The sequence below is a fragment of the Chromobacterium sp. genome, assembly GCF_041912965.1.
Lineage (GTDB): Bacteria > Pseudomonadota > Gammaproteobacteria > Burkholderiales > Chromobacteriaceae > Chromobacterium > Chromobacterium aquaticum.
Genome location: NZ_JAYSGF010000011.1, coordinates 53,083 through 67,624 on the forward strand (window position 1 = coordinate 53,083; position 14,542 = coordinate 67,624).

A 14,542-nucleotide genomic window follows, 5' to 3' on the forward strand; every position below is an offset into this window, starting at 1 on the left:
CTATTTATCGATATCACATATCCCGCGCCCATTGTACGCAACAAGGAATCGCACGTGTTGACCTGGCTGAAAAATCGCTTGCAACGCTCAGGGCTCACCGCCTACATCACCCACCCGGACTGCTTGCAGCACAATATGGGCGTCGGCCATCCGGAATGCCCGGAACGTCTGATCGCCATCCGCGATCAACTGATGGCTTCGCAGATCCTGGACGGACTGCAGGAGATAGAAGCACCGGAAGTCACCGAACAGCAATTGGCGCGCGTGCATCCGCCGCATTATCTCGAATACCTGGAGGCCTGTTCTCCCAGCATAGGCACTTTTCGCGTGGACCCGGACACCGCGATGTCCGCCGGCACGCTGCAAGCGGCCCGCCGCGCCGCCGGCGCCGTGGTCAAGGCGGTGGAACTGGTGGCCGAGGACAAGGCGCCCAACGCCTTCTGCGCGGTTCGCCCGCCCGGCCATCACGCCGAGAGCGGCAAGGCGATGGGCTTCTGCTTTTTCAATAATCTGGCGATAGGCGTCACCCACGCGCTGGCCCACTATCAGTTCGAACGGGTGGCGGTGATAGATTTCGACGTCCACCACGGCAACGGCACCGAGGAAATCCTGCGCGACGATCCGCGGGTCTTGATGGTGTCCATCTTCCAGCATCCGTTCTACCCCTATTGCGGCGACGAGCCGCAGGGGCCGAACATGCACAATGTGCCGCTCAAGGCCGGCAGCGGCGGCCGCGAATTCCGCGAAGCGGTGGAAACGGTGTGGCTGCCGCTGCTGCACGACTTCAAACCGCAAATCCTGTTCATCTCCGCCGGCTTCGACGCGCACCGCGAGGACGATATGGGTTCATTGGGCCTGGTGGAAGCTGATTACGAGTGGGTGACCCGCCACCTGATGCAGATCGCCGATCTCTACGCCGACGGCCGCGTCGTTTCGGTGCTGGAAGGCGGCTATGATCTGTCGGCGCTGGGCCGCAGCGTCGCCGCCCATCTGCGGGTGTTGTCCGACGGCTGATTCGAACTGCCGCCAAAACAAAAGGCCGTCCAAGAGACGGCCTTTTCATGGCTTAAGCAAGGCTCAGGAAGAACTCTTGTCCGTGCCCTTGTCGCCTATCTTGTCCTCTTGCCCGGTCAAGAGCTTGATCAGATTGGACTTGTGGCGATGCACCACCAGGATGGCAATGATGACGCAGCTGCCGAAATACACGCTCTGCGGCCCGACGATGAAGTAGGCGTAAACCGGTGTCAGCACGCAGGCGACGATGGCGGACAGCGAGGAAATCTTCAGCACGAAGGCGACGAACAACCAGGTGGCCAAGGCCGCCAGCGCCAGCCACGGGCTGAAGCCCAGCAGCACGCCCACCGCGGTGGCGACGCCCTTGCCGCCCTTGAAACCGAAGAACACCGGCCACATATGGCCGATCAGCACCGCCAGCGCCGACATCGCGATCGCCTGCTCGCCCAGGCCGTATTGCGGGCCGAACCAGGCGGTCAGCGCCACCGCCACCCAACCCTTGACGCCGTCGCCAAGCAAGGTCAGCGCCGCCGCCAGCTTCTTGCCGCTGCGCAGCACATTGGTGGCGCCGGGGTTGCCGGAACCGTAACTGCGCGGGTCGGCCATGCCCATGGCCTTGCTGACAATCACCGCGAACGAGAGCGAGCCGATCAGATAGGCCGCAACAACAAAGGCAAAGGCTGTCGTGGTCATGGTGTATCCATTAGAATAGAAGGCTTCGGATTTTACGGTATCGGGCGGCAAACCCCAACTCCCAGACAAACTGATGGACATCATATTCCTGCGCGAAGTGCGCGCCGACACCATTATCGGTGTCTACGAATGGGAGCGGAAAGCCCCGCAGACCATTGAAATCGACCTGGAAATCGGCATTCCCAGCGAAGCGCCCTGTCATAGCGACAATATCGGCGACACCATACACTACGGCGTGGTGGTGGAACGGCTGCGCAAGGCGCTGTCCGAGCAGCATTTCCTGCTGCTGGAAGCGCTGGCCGAATATATCGCCAAGGTGATCCGCGAAGATTTCGGCGCCCCCTGGGCCCGCGTCTCCGTCACCAAGCTGGGCATACTGCCCGGCGTCAAGCGCGTGGGCGTGCAGATAGAACGCGGCCACCGTCCGCGCTGACACACGGCGGAGCGCCGTGTCAGGCATTGACGCGGCCCCGCCGATGCGGAGATGATGTTTTCGTCATAACACGGAGACTCCGCATGCCCAGCATCTCAGTGCTTGAATTCCAGCGCCTGATCGACAAGGAACTGCCCCTGGTGCACTTGTTCGGCATGCGCGCCGTATCGATAGGCCACGGCGAGGCCGTCATGCGCATGCATTTCAACCCGGACCTGATCCGGCCGGGCGGCACCATCGCCGGCCCGGCGCTGATGGCGCTGGCCGACGCCACGCTGTACGCGGTGGTGCTGGGCATGATAGGCCAGGTGGAGCTGGCGGTGACCACCAGCCTCAACATCAATTTCCTGCGCAAGCCGCCGCCGGCGGACGTGATCGCCGAAGGCCGCATCCTGAAGCTGGGTAAACGCCTGGCGGTGGGAGAAGTCTTGCTGCTGTCGGCCGAACTGGACGAGCCAGTGGCTCATGTCACCGGCACTTATTCGATTCCGCCGCTGTCCGGACACTGAGCCCGCGGCGCGCGCGCTCAATCGGTATTCACTTTCAGCCGCAGCCCGATATCCTTGGGCGCCAACCGCAAGGACAAATGCGCCTGCTTGCTCAAGTCCAGCACCGGAGACAAGGACAGGCGCTTGCTGATCGCCTCGCGCTCGAAGCGCAGCCCGCCGATCACAATGTCCTTGTCGCCATCGGGCTGGCTGGGCCTGACCAGTTCGTCGGCCGGGGAAGCGCAGATCCAGGCTTGCGGCAGGCAAGCCGCCGCCGCGCCCGCGCAGCAGCTCAATCCCAGCCACAGCCCCAACAGCTTGCCCAGCATGCGCCGCGCCTCCGCCCGATGAAATGCGTGAACCTCCACTCATCATGGACAATGCCGCGCCGGCCGCAAGTTTTTTATTGATTACGCATGAAGTCGGCGGTGTTATGGAAGGCCTCGATCAGCTTTTGCTTCAGCCAATCCTCCACCACCAGCTCATCCACCGCGCGGCGCATGCAGGACATCCATTGATCGCGCGCCGCCTCGTCCACCGCGAACGGCATGTGGCGCATGCGCAAGCGTGGATGGCCGAAGGCTTCCATATACAGAGACGGCCCGCCCAGCCAGCCGGACAGGAACATGAACAGCTTCTGGCGCGAACCGGCCAGATCCTGCGGATGCATGTCGCGCAGCGGCTTCACCGCCGGATCGCTGTCCATGATGTCGTAGAAACGATCCGTCAACCAACGCACCACGCCTTCTCCGCCCAATAACTGGTACGGCGTCATTGCCTGCACTTCCTCGCTCACGCCTCTTTCCCCGTCTGCGGCCGCACCAGCGCGGCCGCTGTTCTGGCCCGCTCGCGGGCCTGTTCCACCGTATCCGCCGTGGCCAAGGCCACGCCCATGCGGCGCTTCAGATAACTTTCCGGCTTGCCGAACAGACGCAGATCCGCGCCCGGCACTTGCAAGGCCTGGTCCACGCCATCGAAAACGATGCCGGCCTCGTCCAGACCGCCATAAATCACCGCAGACGCGCCGGCGCTGTGCATGCCAGCCTCCACCGGCAGGCCCAGGATGGCGCGTGCGTGCAGCTCGAATTCGGACCAGCGCTGGGTGGCCAGCGTCACCAGGCCGGTATCGTGCGGCCGCGGGCTGACTTCGGAGAACCAGACCTGATCGCCCTTGATGAACAGCTCTACGCCGAACAGGCCGCGGCCGCCCAGCGCGTCGGTCACCGATTTGGCCACTTCACGCGCGCGCAGCAAGGCCAGTTCGCTCATCGGCTGCGGCTGCCAGCTTTCGACATAATCGCCGCTGCGCTGCAAATGACCTACCGGCGCGCAGAAATGCGTGGCGATGCCGCCGACGCCATCCGACGCGCGCACCGTCAACTGCGTAATCTCGTAATCGAAGTCGATAAAGCCCTCGACGATCACCCGCCCCATGTCCACCCGGCCGCTGCTGGCCGCGTACCGCCAGGCCTCGGCCACGTCTTCCGGCCCGCGCAGCAGCGACTGGCCCTTGCCGCTGGACGACATCACCGGCTTCACCAGGCAGGGATAGCCGATGCCGTCGTCGATGGCGGCCTGCAACTCCTGCTGGCTGGACGCGAACGCATAGGGCGAGGTGGGCAGGCCCAACTCCTCCGCCGCCAGCCTGCGTATGCCTTCGCGGTTCATCGTCAGATGGGCGGCGCGCGCGGTGGGAATCACCTCGGCCACGCCGTCCGCCTCGATGCGCAGCAATTCGTCGGTGGCGATGGCCTCGATCTCCGGCACGATCAGATGCGGGCGCACCTGCTCCACCAGCCGGCGCAAGGCCGCGGCGTCCGACATATCGATTACATGGCTGGCGTGAGCGACCTGCATCGCCGGCGCGCCGGCGTAGCGGTCCACCGCTATGGTTTCCACCCCCAGCCGCTGCAAGGCGATCACCACCTCCTTGCCCAGCTCTCCACTGCCCAACAACATCACCCTGACGGCACTGCGACTTTGCGGCGTTCCGATGCGCATGACGATCTTCCTTGGAAATGAATGGCCAGGCCCGCCATCGGCGGGCCTTTGGGAATCCGAATCGGCGCGATTTTACCATGCGCCGGGCATCGGCTCGCTTCAGTTGAACCTATCGCTCAAGCGCGGCAGAACGCGAAATCCAGCGCTGGCGTTTCGCCGCTGATGATGTCCGCCAGCGCGCGCCCGGAACCGGCGCCCTCGGTCCAACCCAGGGTGCCGTGACCAGTGTTCAGATATAGACGCCGCAGCCTGCTGGGACCGATCAGCGGCACATTGCCCGGCGTGGCCGGGCGCAGGCCGCTCCAGAAGCGCACGCGCTCCCAGTCGCAGGCATCGCCGAACAAGGCGCGGCCGCGCTGCAGCAACAAGTCGCAACGCCGCGGCTCCAGATGGGTGGAATAGCCGGACAGCTCGGCGGTGCCGGCAATGCGCAGCTCATCGCCCAGCCGCGACACCACCACCTTGTGAGCTTCGTCGGTAATGCTGACTCGCGGTGCTGCGGCGGCGTCGACAATGGGCAACGTGGCGGAATAGCCCTTGGCCGGGTATACCGGCAAGCGCAAGCCGGCCCGCGCCGCCAGCAGAGGAGAATAAGACCCCAGCGCCAACACATAGGCATCGGCGTCGATGCGCTCGTAAGCGCCGTCGGCGCCAGTGATGGACACCCCGCTCACCGCGCCGTCCACACACTCCAGCGCATTGATCCGGGTCTGGAAACGAAACTCCACGCCGCGCAGCGCGCAGGCCTGGGCCAGCGCGACGGTGAACAGATGAACATTGCCGGACTCATCGTCCGGGCTCCAGCAAGCGCCGCGCAACTGCGGCAGGATGCGCGCCAAGGCCGGCTCCCGTTCCAGCGCCTGGGCCGGCGTCAGCAAGCTTTTCTCCACGCCCAGCTTTTGCAGCTGCGCGCAGCCGGCGCGGGCCTGGGTCAGCTCGGCTTCGGAAAACAGCAAGGTCAGGATGCCCTGTTGCAACTGCTGATAATCGATGCCCAACTCCCGGCGCAGCATGCGCAGCGTATCTCGGCTGTGCAGGCCCAGCGCCACCATCTGGCGCATATTGCGCGCGCTGCGTCCCGGCAGGCATTCACGCAGGAAATCCAGGCCCCAGCGCCATTGCTGCGCGTCCAGCCGCGGCCGGAACAGCAACGGCGCGTCATCGCGCAACAGCCAGCGCAATACCCGCCACGGCGCGCGCGGATTGGCCCAAGGCTCGGACTGGCTGACCGAGATCTGGCCGCCGTTGGCGAAGCTGGTTTCTCTCGCCGCGCCGCTGGCGCGGTCCACCACCACCACTTGGTGGCCCTTCTCCGCCAAGAACCAGGCGGTGGACACGCCGATGACGCCGGCGCCCAATACCACTACTCGCATCGATTCTCCACAAACGCCAATGGGCAAGACTCGCTTGCCCATTGGCCGTGCCAGCCGCGATCTGCCGTTACGGCTTCTTCGCGTGCTCGTAAACCGTCTTGCCGCGCAGATGGAAATAATCCGACGCGAAATAGAAATTCTCGGAATGGCCGACGAAGAGCAGGCCATCCGGCTTCAACAACGGCGCAAAGCGCTTGAGCACGCCGAACTGGGTGTCGCGGTCGAAATAAATCATCACATTGCGGCAGAAGATGGCATCGAACTGGCGCTTGACCGACCAATTGCTCTCCACCAGGTTCAGCCGCTGGAAGGTAATCATATTGCGCAGTTGGGACTTGGCCTGAAAACTGCCGTCCGGCTGCTTGTCGAAATACTTGGCGGCGTAGCCCGGCGGCAGGCGCGCCACCTTGTCCGCGGCGTAAATGCCCTTGCGTCCGGTTTCCAGCACGCTAGTGTCCAGATCCGTGGCCAGCACGCTGATGCGCGCGCCCGGCACCGCCTCCAGCGCGGTGATCGCCAGCGAATACGGCTCCTCGCCGGTGGAGGAGGCCGCGCACCAGATCGCCAGTTCGCCGGAAGCGGCGGCCTTTTTCTTCAAGTGTTCCGCCAGCAAGGGGAAGTGATGTTCTTCGCGGAAGAAGAAGGTCAGATTGGTGGTCAGCGCGTTGACGAATTGTTCGAACTCGCGCTTGCCGCTGATGGACTCCAGGAAATCGACATAGGCGGCGAAGCCGGGCAGCTTCAACTCGCGAATGCGGCGCACCAGGCGACCGTAAACCATGTCTTTCTTCGACGGGTTCAACGAAATGCCCGCTTCCTTGTAGATCAGCTTGCGAATGCGCTCGAAGTCGGCATCGCTAAACGCGAATTCACGGGTGAATTCGATCTTAGGCAAGACGACGGGTGGCAGCTTATTCATTTTGTTGTCCCCATAAAAAAGGCCCGGGCAATAGCCCGAGCCTGTATTCTACCGCGTCCGGATCACACCGAGAACGACGAACCACAACCGCAGGTGGTGGTGGCGTTCGGATTGCGGATCACGAACTGGGAGCCCTCCAGGCTTTCCTGGTAATCGATCTCGGCGCCAACCAGATATTGGTAGCTCATCGGATCCACCAGAAAGGTCACGCCTTGTCTCTCTATAGCGGTATCGTCTTCATTTGCGATTTCGTCAAATGTGAAACCGTATTGAAAACCGGAGCAGCCGCCGCCGGTAACGAAAACGCGTAGTTTCAGATCGGGGTTGCCTTCCTCGGCAATCAGCTCCTGCACCTTGGCACAAGCGCTTGCGCTGAAGTTGATCGGGGACGGCATTTCAGTTGCTGCTGTAGTCATGTCAAACCTCGCAATTCAGTTCCGGAACCTCGAAGACCCGCTGCGCGGACCGGCTTTGTGCCCTATGCGGCACGGCGCCCGAAGCTCCTTCTAAAGCCGGCAGAGCGGCATTCACCCACTATTTTAGTCGGATATTGGGGCCGATGGCGAGTCTTCAAGCGAACTAGTTCTTTCCGCGCATGCGCCAATGTCTCAAGGCAGCAAGGGAACGATGTCGAGACCGGCCCGTTCCGGCTGAGCGAACATCAGGTTCATGTTCTGCACCGCCTGGCCGGCGGCGCCCTTGACCAGATTGTCTATCACCGACAACACCACCACGGTATCGCCGCCTTGCGGCCGATGGACCGCGATGCGACACACATTGGCGCCGCGCACCGAGCGCGTCTCCGGATGGCTGCCCGCCGGCAGCACATCGACGAAATGCTCACCCTCGTAGCGCTGCTCGAATAGCGCCTGCACGTCTACCTCGGTCTTCAGCCGCGCATACAGCGTGGCATGGATGCCGCGTATCATCGGCGTCAGATGCGGCACGAAGGTCAAGCCCACCGGCTGCCCGGCCGCGCGGCCCAGGCCCTGGCGGATTTCCGGCAGATGGCGATGGCCGGCCACGCCGTAAGCCTTGAAGGAATCGCCGGCCTCGGCCAGCAGCGCGCCCACTTCCGCCTTGCGTCCAGCGCCGGACACGCCGGACTTGCAGTCAGCGATCAGATTGGACAAATCCACCGCGCCGGCTTCGATCAAGGGCAGGAAGCCCAATTGCACCGCAGTGGGATAGCAGCCCGGATTCGCCACCAGCCGCGCGCCGCGAATGACCTCGCGGTTGACCTCGGGCAGGCCGTATACCGCCTGCGCCACCAGATCCGGCGAGCCATGCTCCATGCCATACCATTTCGCCCATTCGGCGACGTCCTGGATCCGGTAATCGGCGGCCAGATCCACCACCCGCACGCCGGCGGCCAGCAGTTCGCGCGCCTCGTTCATCGCGATGCCGTTGGGTGTGGCGAAAAATACCACATCGCAATCCTGCAAGCGTGCTTCATCGGGCGTGGAGAAGGCCAGGTCGATGCGGCCTCGCAAGCTGGGGAACAGGTCGGCCACCTTCATGCCGGCCTCCTTGCGCGAGGTGACCGCGGTCACGCGCGCCGACGGATGGCCCGCCAGCAAGCGCAGCAGTTCGACACCCGTGTAGCCGGTGCCCCCGACGATTCCCACCTTGATCATGCCCATTCCTTTGTATAAAAGCGCGTCGCAAAAACGACAGTGTAGGCACTGCGATGCTGCCTTGCAATATCGATGGAATGGAAGCCAAGAAACGACAGGCAAGAAAAAACCGCCTGGCAAACGCAGGCGGTTTTCTTGGAAACAGAATTCGGCGAATTAACGCTTGGAGAACTGCTTGGCGCGGCGAGCTTTGCGCAGGCCGACTTTTTTACGCTCAACTTCACGAGCGTCGCGGGTCACATAACCAGCAGCGGACAGAGCCGGCTTCAACGCGGTGTCGAAGTCGATCAGCGCGCGGGTGATGCCGTGACGGATCGCGCCGGCTTGGCCGGTTTCGCCGCCGCCGACAACGTTCACCTTGATGTCGAAGGACTCGAGGTTTTCGGTCAGCGCCAGCGGCTGGCGGATTACCATGCGACCGGTTTCACGAGCGAAATATTCATCAACCGGCTTGCCGTTGACGATGATCTGGCCCGAGCCCTTTTGCATGAACACGCGAGCTACGGAGCTCTTGCGACGGCCGGTGCCGTAGTAGTATTTACCGTTCATTTCTACGCCTTAAAATCAGATTTCCAGCACTTTCGGCTGTTGAGCAGTGTGCGGATGCTCGGAACCGGAGTACACCTTGAGTTTCTTGATCATGGCGTAGCCCAGCGGACCCTTCGGCAGCATGCCTTTTACGGCTTTTTCCAGAACGCGCTCAGGGAACTTGTCCTGCAGTTCGGTGAAGCTGCGCTCATAGATACCACCCGGGTAGCCGGAGTGACGGTAGTACTTCTTGTCTTGTGCCTTGGCACCGGTAACGCGCAGCTTCTCGACGTTGACCACGACGATGAAATCGCCGGTATCTACGTGCGGGGTGTATTCCGGCTTGTGCTTGCCGCGCAGGCGACGGGCGATCTCAGCAGCGAGGCGGCCCAAAACCTTGTCGTTGGCATCGACCACAAACCAGTCGCGTTTAACCTCATGCGGCTTGGCAGAAAAGGTCTTCATGGAACTCTTCCATCGTAATTCTTGAAAGTTACGGATTCTATTACAGCGCTTATCCGGCTGTCAAACCCTTGTGCGACAACAGAAATCCGACACTCCGACGATGGAGGCGCAAGCAGGAGGAAAATGCCGTTGAAATAAGGAAATAATGCCGATAGGCAAAAAAAAAGCGCAACATCTAGCTTTGTTGCGCCAAGTTCCACCTAAAGAAGGAGGATGGAGGAGACAACACCAAAACGCACACTTTGCATGCCACGTCCTGATGCAGGTTTCATTATCGGCACACTTTTGCTGCATTGCAAGATTTTTGTGCATCGCACCATAAACCGTCACCGTTTTTGCCACACCAGAAAGTAAACCCTTGTACAACAATGGATAAACACCAAATTGCAACGCAGCAAGCACTAGCGAGAAAGCTGGTTTATCCTGGGGCGGACAGCAAAACGGGGCGCCGCGCGCCCCGTCACATTGTCAGACAATGGCCTGACAAAACCTCAACGCTTACAACTTGACCGCCGCCGCCAGCGCCACTTCCATCATGTCGCGGAACGTGGTCTGCCGCTCTTCCGCGCTGGTCGCCTCGCCGGTGGGGATGATGTCGGACACAGTCAGGATGCCCACCGCGCGCGCGCCGTACTGCGCGGCCACGCTGTAGATGCCGGCCAGTTCCATCTCGATCACCTTGACCTGCATCTTGTCCAGCACTTCCAGCATATTGGGCTGCACGCCGTAGAACAGGTCGGCGGAGAACACATTGCCCACCGTCACCGGCTTGCCCTGCTCTTCCGCGGTGTCCACCACTGTGCGCAGCAGGCCGTAATCGGCAATCGCGGCATAGTCGTGATCATTGAAGCGCATGCGGTTGACCTTGCTGTCGGTGGACGCGCCCATGGCGACGAACAACTCGCGCAGCTTGATGTCCGGCGTCACCGCGCCGCAGGAGCCGATGCGGATGATGTTCTTGACGCCGTAATCCTTGATCAGCTCGGTGGTGTAGATGCTGGCGGACGGAATGCCCATGCCGTGCGCCATCACCGACAGGCGCTTGCCCTGGTAGGTGCCGGTGTAGCCGAACACATTGCGCACCGTGGTCACCAGCTTGGCGTCTTCCAGGAAGGTTTCCGCGATCATCTTGGCGCGCAGCGGATCGCCGGGCATCAATACGGTTTCGGCGAAGTCGCCCGCTTGGGCATTGATATGCGGAGTTGCCATAATGTATTCCTCTAGATTCAAAAAACCCCGGTGCCAGGGCGCCGGGGCGTATGTCATTCAGCCGCGCCTCACAGGAAGGACTGGCCGTAATCCATCGCGTTCAGGCCCAGGTGGGCCGCCACGGTCTGACCGATATCAGCGAAGGTTGCCCGCTCGCCGATAGGCCCCGCCGGCACGCGCTTACCGTAGCACAGCACCGGGATATGTTCGCGAGTATGGTCCGTGCCTTCCCAGGTGGGATCACAACCATGGTCGGCGGACAGGATCAGGATATCGTCGTCGCCCAACGCCGCCATCACTTCCGGCAGCCGCGCGTCGAACTCCTCCAGCGCGCGGGCGTAGCCGGCGGTGTCGCGACGGTGGCCATAGCTGGAGTCGAAATCGACGAAGTTGGCCATGATGATGGCCGGACGTTCGCCATGGTCGCGCATCGCGCCCAGGGTGGCGTCCCACAGCTGGTCGAAGCCGGTGGCCTTGTGCTTGTGGGTGATGCCGACATGGGCGTAGATGTCGGCGATCTTGCCGATGGACACCACGTCGCCGCCGGCCTTGGCCAGCTTCTCCAGCACCGTCGTCGCCGGCGGCTCCACCGCCAGGTCCTTGCGGTTGCCGGTGCGCACGAACTGGCCCCTGCCCTCGCCGACGAAGGGCCGCGCGATCACGCGGCCGATATTGTACGGCTCCAGCAGTTCGCGGGTGATCTTGCACAGTTGGTACAAGCGTTCCAGCCCGAACGTCTCTTCATGACAGGCGATCTGGAACACCGAATCCGCCGAGGTGTAGAAGATGGGCTTGCCGCTCTTCATATGCTCCTCGCCCAGCCGGTCCAGGATTTCCGTGCCGGAGGCGTGGCAGTTGCCCAGATAGCCGGGCAGTTCCGCCTTGGCGACGATGGCATCCAGCAGCTCCTGCGGGAAGCTGTTGTCGTGGTCGCTGAAATAGCCCCAGTCGAACAATACCGGTACGCCGGCGATTTCCCAGTGGCCGGACGGGGTGTCCTTGCCGCTGGACAGTTCGCGCGCGTAACCGTAAGCCGCCACCGGCTCGGCCGGGTCCATGCCCTCCGGAAAATAGCCGGAAGACAGGCGGCAGGCGTGGCCCAGGCCCATGCGGGACAGATTGGGCAGGGTCAGCGCGCCATTGCGGCCGACATTGGCGCGGCCGGCGGCCGCCTCCATGGCGATGTGGCCCAGCGTGTTGCTGCCGGCGTCGCCGAACTGCGGGGCGTCGGCGGCGGCGCCGATGCCCAGCGAGTCCAGAATCAAAATGATGGCTCGTTTCATATTGCCGCTCCGGGATTACTGCTGGCGAATCTTCTGATAGACCAGCGGCAGCGCGGAAGGTGCCGCGTCTGCCAGCTGGATCGCCGCCTTGAGGCGGCGCTCCGCGTCGGCGAAGCTGTTTTCGTCAGCCGCGTGAATATAAGCCAAGGGTACACCGACGTCGATGCGCTGGCCCAGCTCGACGAAGCGGGACAGGCCGACGCGGAAGTCCAGCTCGTCACTGGGCAAGCGGCGTCCGCCGCCCAGCGCGCACACCGCCATGCCGATGCCGCGGGTGTCCATGCCGCCGACGAAGCCGGCGTGTTCCGCCAACACCGGGCGCACGATGGGCGCGGCCGCCATATGGGAATCATAGTTCTCCATGAAGTCGGCGGGGCCGCCCAGCGCGGCCACCATGCGGCCGAAAATCTCGGCGGCGCGGCCGGAATCCAGCGCGGTCTGCAGCTTGTCGCGCGCCTCGGCCTCGTCCTTGGCCAGCTTGCCCACCACCAGCATTTCGGCGCACAGCGCCATGGTGACCTCATGCAAGCGCGGATTGCGCTCGTCGCCCTTCAGGTAGCGCACCGCCTCGCTGGTTTCTATGCTGTTGCCGGCGGTCCAGGCCAGGGGCTGGCTCATCTCGGTGATCAACGCGCTGGTGGCGACGCCGGCTCCGTTGCCCACCTTGACGATGCGCTCGGCCAGCTCCACGGATTTTTCCATCGTCGGCATGAAGGCGCCAGTGCCGGCCTTCACGTCCATCACCAGAGCATCCAGGCCGGCGGCCAGTTTCTTGGACAGGATGGAGGCGGTGATCATCGCCACCGACTCCACCGTTGCGGTCACATCGCGCACCGCGTAAACGCGGCGGTCGGCCGGCGCTAGGTCGGAAGTCTGGCCGATGATGGCCACGCCCACTTCCTTGACCACGCGGCGGAACTCGTCCGGGCTGGGGAAGGGATTGTAGCCGGGGATCGCCGACAGCTTGTCCAGCGTGCCGCCGGTATGGCCCAGGCCACGGCCGGAGATCATAGGCACGAAGCCGCCGCAGGCGGCCACCATCGGCCCCAACATCAGCGACACCACGTCGCCGACGCCGCCGGTGGAATGCTTATCCACCACCGGGCCGGGCAGGTTGAGATCTCCCCAATGCATGCGGCGGCCGGAATCGCGCATCGCCAGCGCCATGTGCACGTTTTCCTCCAGCGCCATGCCGTTGAAGTACACCGCCATGGTCAGCGCGGAGATTTGACTGTCGGCCACGCTGCCGTCGGTGATGCCGGCGACGAACTGCTGGATGTCCTGTTGCGACAGCGCCTGGCCGTCGCGTTTCTTACGAATGATTTCCTGAGGCAAAAACATGGCATTCTCCCTGCCTTGCGCCTGCCGCGGCGAAACCCGCCGCGAGCAATAAATAATGGCCGGGACCCACGCCACGGCCAAGAATTAAGAACCGCTAACAAAACCGCTTAGCGCGCCTGAGGCAAGGCGCACCGACGCAGGCAGTACTCGAGTACGACAAGTCGGTGCAACGCAGCATCAGGGGTTTTGTCAGCGGTGATGAAACAGCGAGCGATCAGTAGCCGCTGATCGGCTTGACCTCGCCCCCTTCAATCTCCGCCTGCAAATTGCCCAGCAGACCGGAAGCGCCGAAACGGAAGCGCTCGGCGCTCACCCAGCCCGCGCCCAGCAGATGCTCGGCCAAGTCCAGGTATTCCGCCGCCTCGGCCGCGGTGCGCACGCCGCCGGCGGCCTTGAAGCCGCAAGCGCCGCCGGTTTCGCGGATGGCGGACAGCATCACGCCGGCCGCTTCCAGCGTGGCGTTCACCGGCACCTTGCCGGTGGAGGTCTTGATGAAATCGGCGCCGGCCTGGATCGAGATCAGGCTGGCCTCGCGGATCAGCGCCTCGTCCTTCAGCTCGCCGCTTTCGATGATGACTTTCAGCGTCTTGCCTTCGCAGGCGTCCTTGCAGGCCGCCACCAGTTGCGCGCCCACTTCGCGCTTGCCCGCCATCAGCGCGCGATACGGGAACACCACGTCGACTTCGTCCGCGCCGTAAGCGATCGCGGCGCGGGTTTCCGCCACCGCGATGGCGATGTCCTCGTCGCCGGCCGGGAAGTTGGTGACGGTGGCCACTTTAACCTCCGGGCAGCCGGCCTCGCGCAGGGTTTTCTTGGCGATGGGCACGAAACGCGGATACACGCAGACCGCGGCCACGGTGCCGGCGCCGCTCTTGGCCTTGCGGCACAGCGCGGCGACCTTGTCGTTAGTGTCGTCGTCGTTCAGCGTGGTGAGATCCATCAGGGACAGGGCGCGGCGGGCCGCGGCGATCAGTTCGGACATGAGCTAACAAACCTTTCAAAATTGAACGGCCAGCCGCGCTTCGCCAGCCGTTCCAAAGCCTCAGCGCCGCCGACGGGCGGCGGTGCAAAAAAACCATTATGAAAATTTCTTTAAGTCAAAGCAATGCACAGCCACAGTGAACTTGTGCCAACGCAAACTCGGCCGCGCCTTAGAAC

At 63.1% G+C, this 14,542-nt stretch carries 17 protein-coding genes; 3 read left to right on the forward strand and 14 right to left on the reverse strand.

Annotated features, from left to right (window positions below; translation table 11 throughout):
- Positions 1-54: 54 nt before the first annotated feature.
- Positions 55-1,014: a histone deacetylase family protein gene (locus ACE3QM_RS08050; protein WP_231460865.1), complete on the forward strand. Its 960-nt coding sequence runs from the start codon at positions 55-57 to the stop codon at positions 1,012-1,014.
- 63 nt (positions 1,015-1,077) lie between these two features.
- On the opposite strand, the gene plsY is transcribed toward ACE3QM_RS08050, so the two are convergent.
- Positions 1,078-1,707 carry a glycerol-3-phosphate 1-O-acyltransferase PlsY gene (plsY, locus tag ACE3QM_RS08055; RefSeq protein ID WP_374421344.1) on the reverse strand — a complete coding sequence of 210 codons (630 nt, stop codon included), beginning with the start codon at positions 1,705-1,707 and terminating at the stop codon, positions 1,078-1,080.
- A gap of 73 nt (positions 1,708-1,780) precedes the next feature.
- Here plsY and ACE3QM_RS08060 point away from each other — a divergent pair, with 73 nt between their 5' ends.
- Together ACE3QM_RS08060 and ACE3QM_RS08065 are read left to right on the forward strand one after the other, a co-directional pair.
- Positions 1,781-2,140: a dihydroneopterin aldolase gene (locus ACE3QM_RS08060; protein ID WP_048409308.1), complete on the forward strand. Its 360-nt coding sequence runs from the start codon at positions 1,781-1,783 to the stop codon at positions 2,138-2,140.
- Positions 2,141-2,223: 83 nt separating this feature from the next.
- Positions 2,224-2,649 carry a PaaI family thioesterase gene (locus tag ACE3QM_RS08065; protein ID WP_048409307.1) on the forward strand — a complete coding sequence of 142 codons (426 nt, stop codon included), beginning with the start codon at positions 2,224-2,226 and terminating at the stop codon, positions 2,647-2,649.
- Between the two features lie 17 nt (positions 2,650-2,666).
- On the opposite strand, the gene ACE3QM_RS08070 is transcribed toward ACE3QM_RS08065, so the two are convergent.
- The 13 genes from ACE3QM_RS08070 to deoC form a co-directional block, all read right to left on the reverse strand.
- Entirely contained in the window at positions 2,667-2,957 is a 291-nt protein-coding gene (locus tag ACE3QM_RS08070) for a hypothetical protein (RefSeq protein WP_374421345.1), read from the reverse strand.
- A 74-nt stretch (positions 2,958-3,031) separates the two neighbouring features.
- Entirely contained in the window at positions 3,032-3,424 is a 393-nt protein-coding gene (locus tag ACE3QM_RS08075) for a group II truncated hemoglobin (RefSeq protein ID WP_231460869.1), read from the reverse strand.
- Complete coding sequence (gene purT, locus ACE3QM_RS08080) at positions 3,421-4,629, reverse strand: formate-dependent phosphoribosylglycinamide formyltransferase (RefSeq protein ID WP_231460870.1); 1,209 nt, start codon at positions 4,627-4,629, stop codon at positions 3,421-3,423. The genes ACE3QM_RS08075 and purT overlap by 4 nt, the downstream gene beginning before the upstream one ends.
- A gap of 116 nt (positions 4,630-4,745) precedes the next feature.
- Entirely contained in the window at positions 4,746-6,002 is a 1,257-nt protein-coding gene (locus ACE3QM_RS08085) for a D-amino acid dehydrogenase (protein ID WP_374421346.1), read from the reverse strand.
- A gap of 67 nt (positions 6,003-6,069) precedes the next feature.
- Positions 6,070-6,921 (reverse strand): CheR family methyltransferase, encoded by an 852-nt coding sequence (locus ACE3QM_RS08090; protein ID WP_231460872.1) that lies wholly within the window; start codon positions 6,919-6,921, stop codon positions 6,070-6,072.
- Positions 6,922-6,983: 62 nt separating this feature from the next.
- Positions 6,984-7,316 (reverse strand): iron-sulfur cluster insertion protein ErpA, encoded by a 333-nt coding sequence (gene erpA, locus ACE3QM_RS08095; RefSeq protein ID WP_197081424.1) that lies wholly within the window; start codon positions 7,314-7,316, stop codon positions 6,984-6,986.
- A 213-nt stretch (positions 7,317-7,529) separates the two neighbouring features.
- Positions 7,530-8,558, reverse strand: coding sequence for an N-acetyl-gamma-glutamyl-phosphate reductase (gene argC / locus ACE3QM_RS08100; protein WP_374421347.1), 1,029 nt, complete (start codon positions 8,556-8,558; stop codon positions 7,530-7,532).
- A 156-nt stretch (positions 8,559-8,714) separates the two neighbouring features.
- On the reverse strand, positions 8,715-9,107 hold the full coding sequence (rpsI, locus tag ACE3QM_RS08105; RefSeq protein ID WP_019102900.1) for a 30S ribosomal protein S9: 393 nt from the start codon (positions 9,105-9,107) through the stop codon (positions 8,715-8,717).
- 15 nt (positions 9,108-9,122) lie between these two features.
- Positions 9,123-9,551, reverse strand: coding sequence for a 50S ribosomal protein L13 (gene rplM, locus ACE3QM_RS08110; RefSeq protein WP_019102901.1), 429 nt, complete (start codon positions 9,549-9,551; stop codon positions 9,123-9,125).
- A 498-nt stretch (positions 9,552-10,049) separates the two neighbouring features.
- Positions 10,050-10,760 carry a purine-nucleoside phosphorylase gene (gene deoD, locus ACE3QM_RS08115; protein ID WP_231460874.1) on the reverse strand — a complete coding sequence of 237 codons (711 nt, stop codon included), beginning with the start codon at positions 10,758-10,760 and terminating at the stop codon, positions 10,050-10,052.
- A gap of 68 nt (positions 10,761-10,828) precedes the next feature.
- Complete coding sequence (locus ACE3QM_RS08120; protein ID WP_374421348.1) at positions 10,829-12,043, reverse strand: phosphopentomutase; 1,215 nt, start codon at positions 12,041-12,043, stop codon at positions 10,829-10,831.
- A 15-nt stretch (positions 12,044-12,058) separates the two neighbouring features.
- Complete coding sequence (gene deoA / locus ACE3QM_RS08125; RefSeq protein WP_374421349.1) at positions 12,059-13,384, reverse strand: thymidine phosphorylase; 1,326 nt, start codon at positions 13,382-13,384, stop codon at positions 12,059-12,061.
- Between the two features lie 214 nt (positions 13,385-13,598).
- The gene (deoC, locus tag ACE3QM_RS08130) at positions 13,599-14,366 is read right to left on the reverse strand and encodes a deoxyribose-phosphate aldolase (RefSeq protein ID WP_374421350.1); all 768 of its coding nucleotides are present in this window, start codon (positions 14,364-14,366) and stop codon (positions 13,599-13,601) included.
- Between the last annotated feature and the right edge of the window lie 176 nt (positions 14,367-14,542).

Coding starts and splice junctions, on each gene's coding strand:
- rpsI (WP_019102900.1), bottom strand. CDS start 9,107: ATGAACGGTAAATACTACTACGGCACCGGCCGTCGCAAGAGCTCCGTA.
- ACE3QM_RS08060 (WP_048409308.1), top strand. CDS start 1,781: ATGGACATCATATTCCTGCGCGAAGTGCGCGCCGACACCATTATCGGT.
- ACE3QM_RS08120 (WP_374421348.1), bottom strand. CDS start 12,043: ATGAAACGAGCCATCATTTTGATTCTGGACTCGCTGGGCATCGGCGCC.
- ACE3QM_RS08070 (WP_374421345.1), bottom strand. CDS start 2,957: ATGCTGGGCAAGCTGTTGGGGCTGTGGCTGGGATTGAGCTGCTGCGCG.
- deoD (WP_231460874.1), bottom strand. CDS start 10,760: ATGGCAACTCCGCATATCAATGCCCAAGCGGGCGACTTCGCCGAAACC.
- deoA (WP_374421349.1), bottom strand. CDS start 13,384: ATGTTTTTGCCTCAGGAAATCATTCGTAAGAAACGCGACGGCCAGGCG.
- rplM (WP_019102901.1), bottom strand. CDS start 9,551: ATGAAGACCTTTTCTGCCAAGCCGCATGAGGTTAAACGCGACTGGTTT.
- purT (WP_231460870.1), bottom strand. CDS start 4,629: ATGCGCATCGGAACGCCGCAAAGTCGCAGTGCCGTCAGGGTGATGTTG.
- deoC (WP_374421350.1), bottom strand. CDS start 14,366: ATGTCCGAACTGATCGCCGCGGCCCGCCGCGCCCTGTCCCTGATGGAT.
- plsY (WP_374421344.1), bottom strand. CDS start 1,707: ATGACCACGACAGCCTTTGCCTTTGTTGTTGCGGCCTATCTGATCGGC.
- erpA (WP_197081424.1), bottom strand. CDS start 7,316: ATGCCGTCCCCGATCAACTTCAGCGCAAGCGCTTGTGCCAAGGTGCAG.
- ACE3QM_RS08090 (WP_231460872.1), bottom strand. CDS start 6,921: ATGAATAAGCTGCCACCCGTCGTCTTGCCTAAGATCGAATTCACCCGT.
- argC (WP_374421347.1), bottom strand. CDS start 8,558: ATGATCAAGGTGGGAATCGTCGGGGGCACCGGCTACACGGGTGTCGAA.
- ACE3QM_RS08085 (WP_374421346.1), bottom strand. CDS start 6,002: ATGCGAGTAGTGGTATTGGGCGCCGGCGTCATCGGCGTGTCCACCGCC.
- ACE3QM_RS08065 (WP_048409307.1), top strand. CDS start 2,224: ATGCCCAGCATCTCAGTGCTTGAATTCCAGCGCCTGATCGACAAGGAA.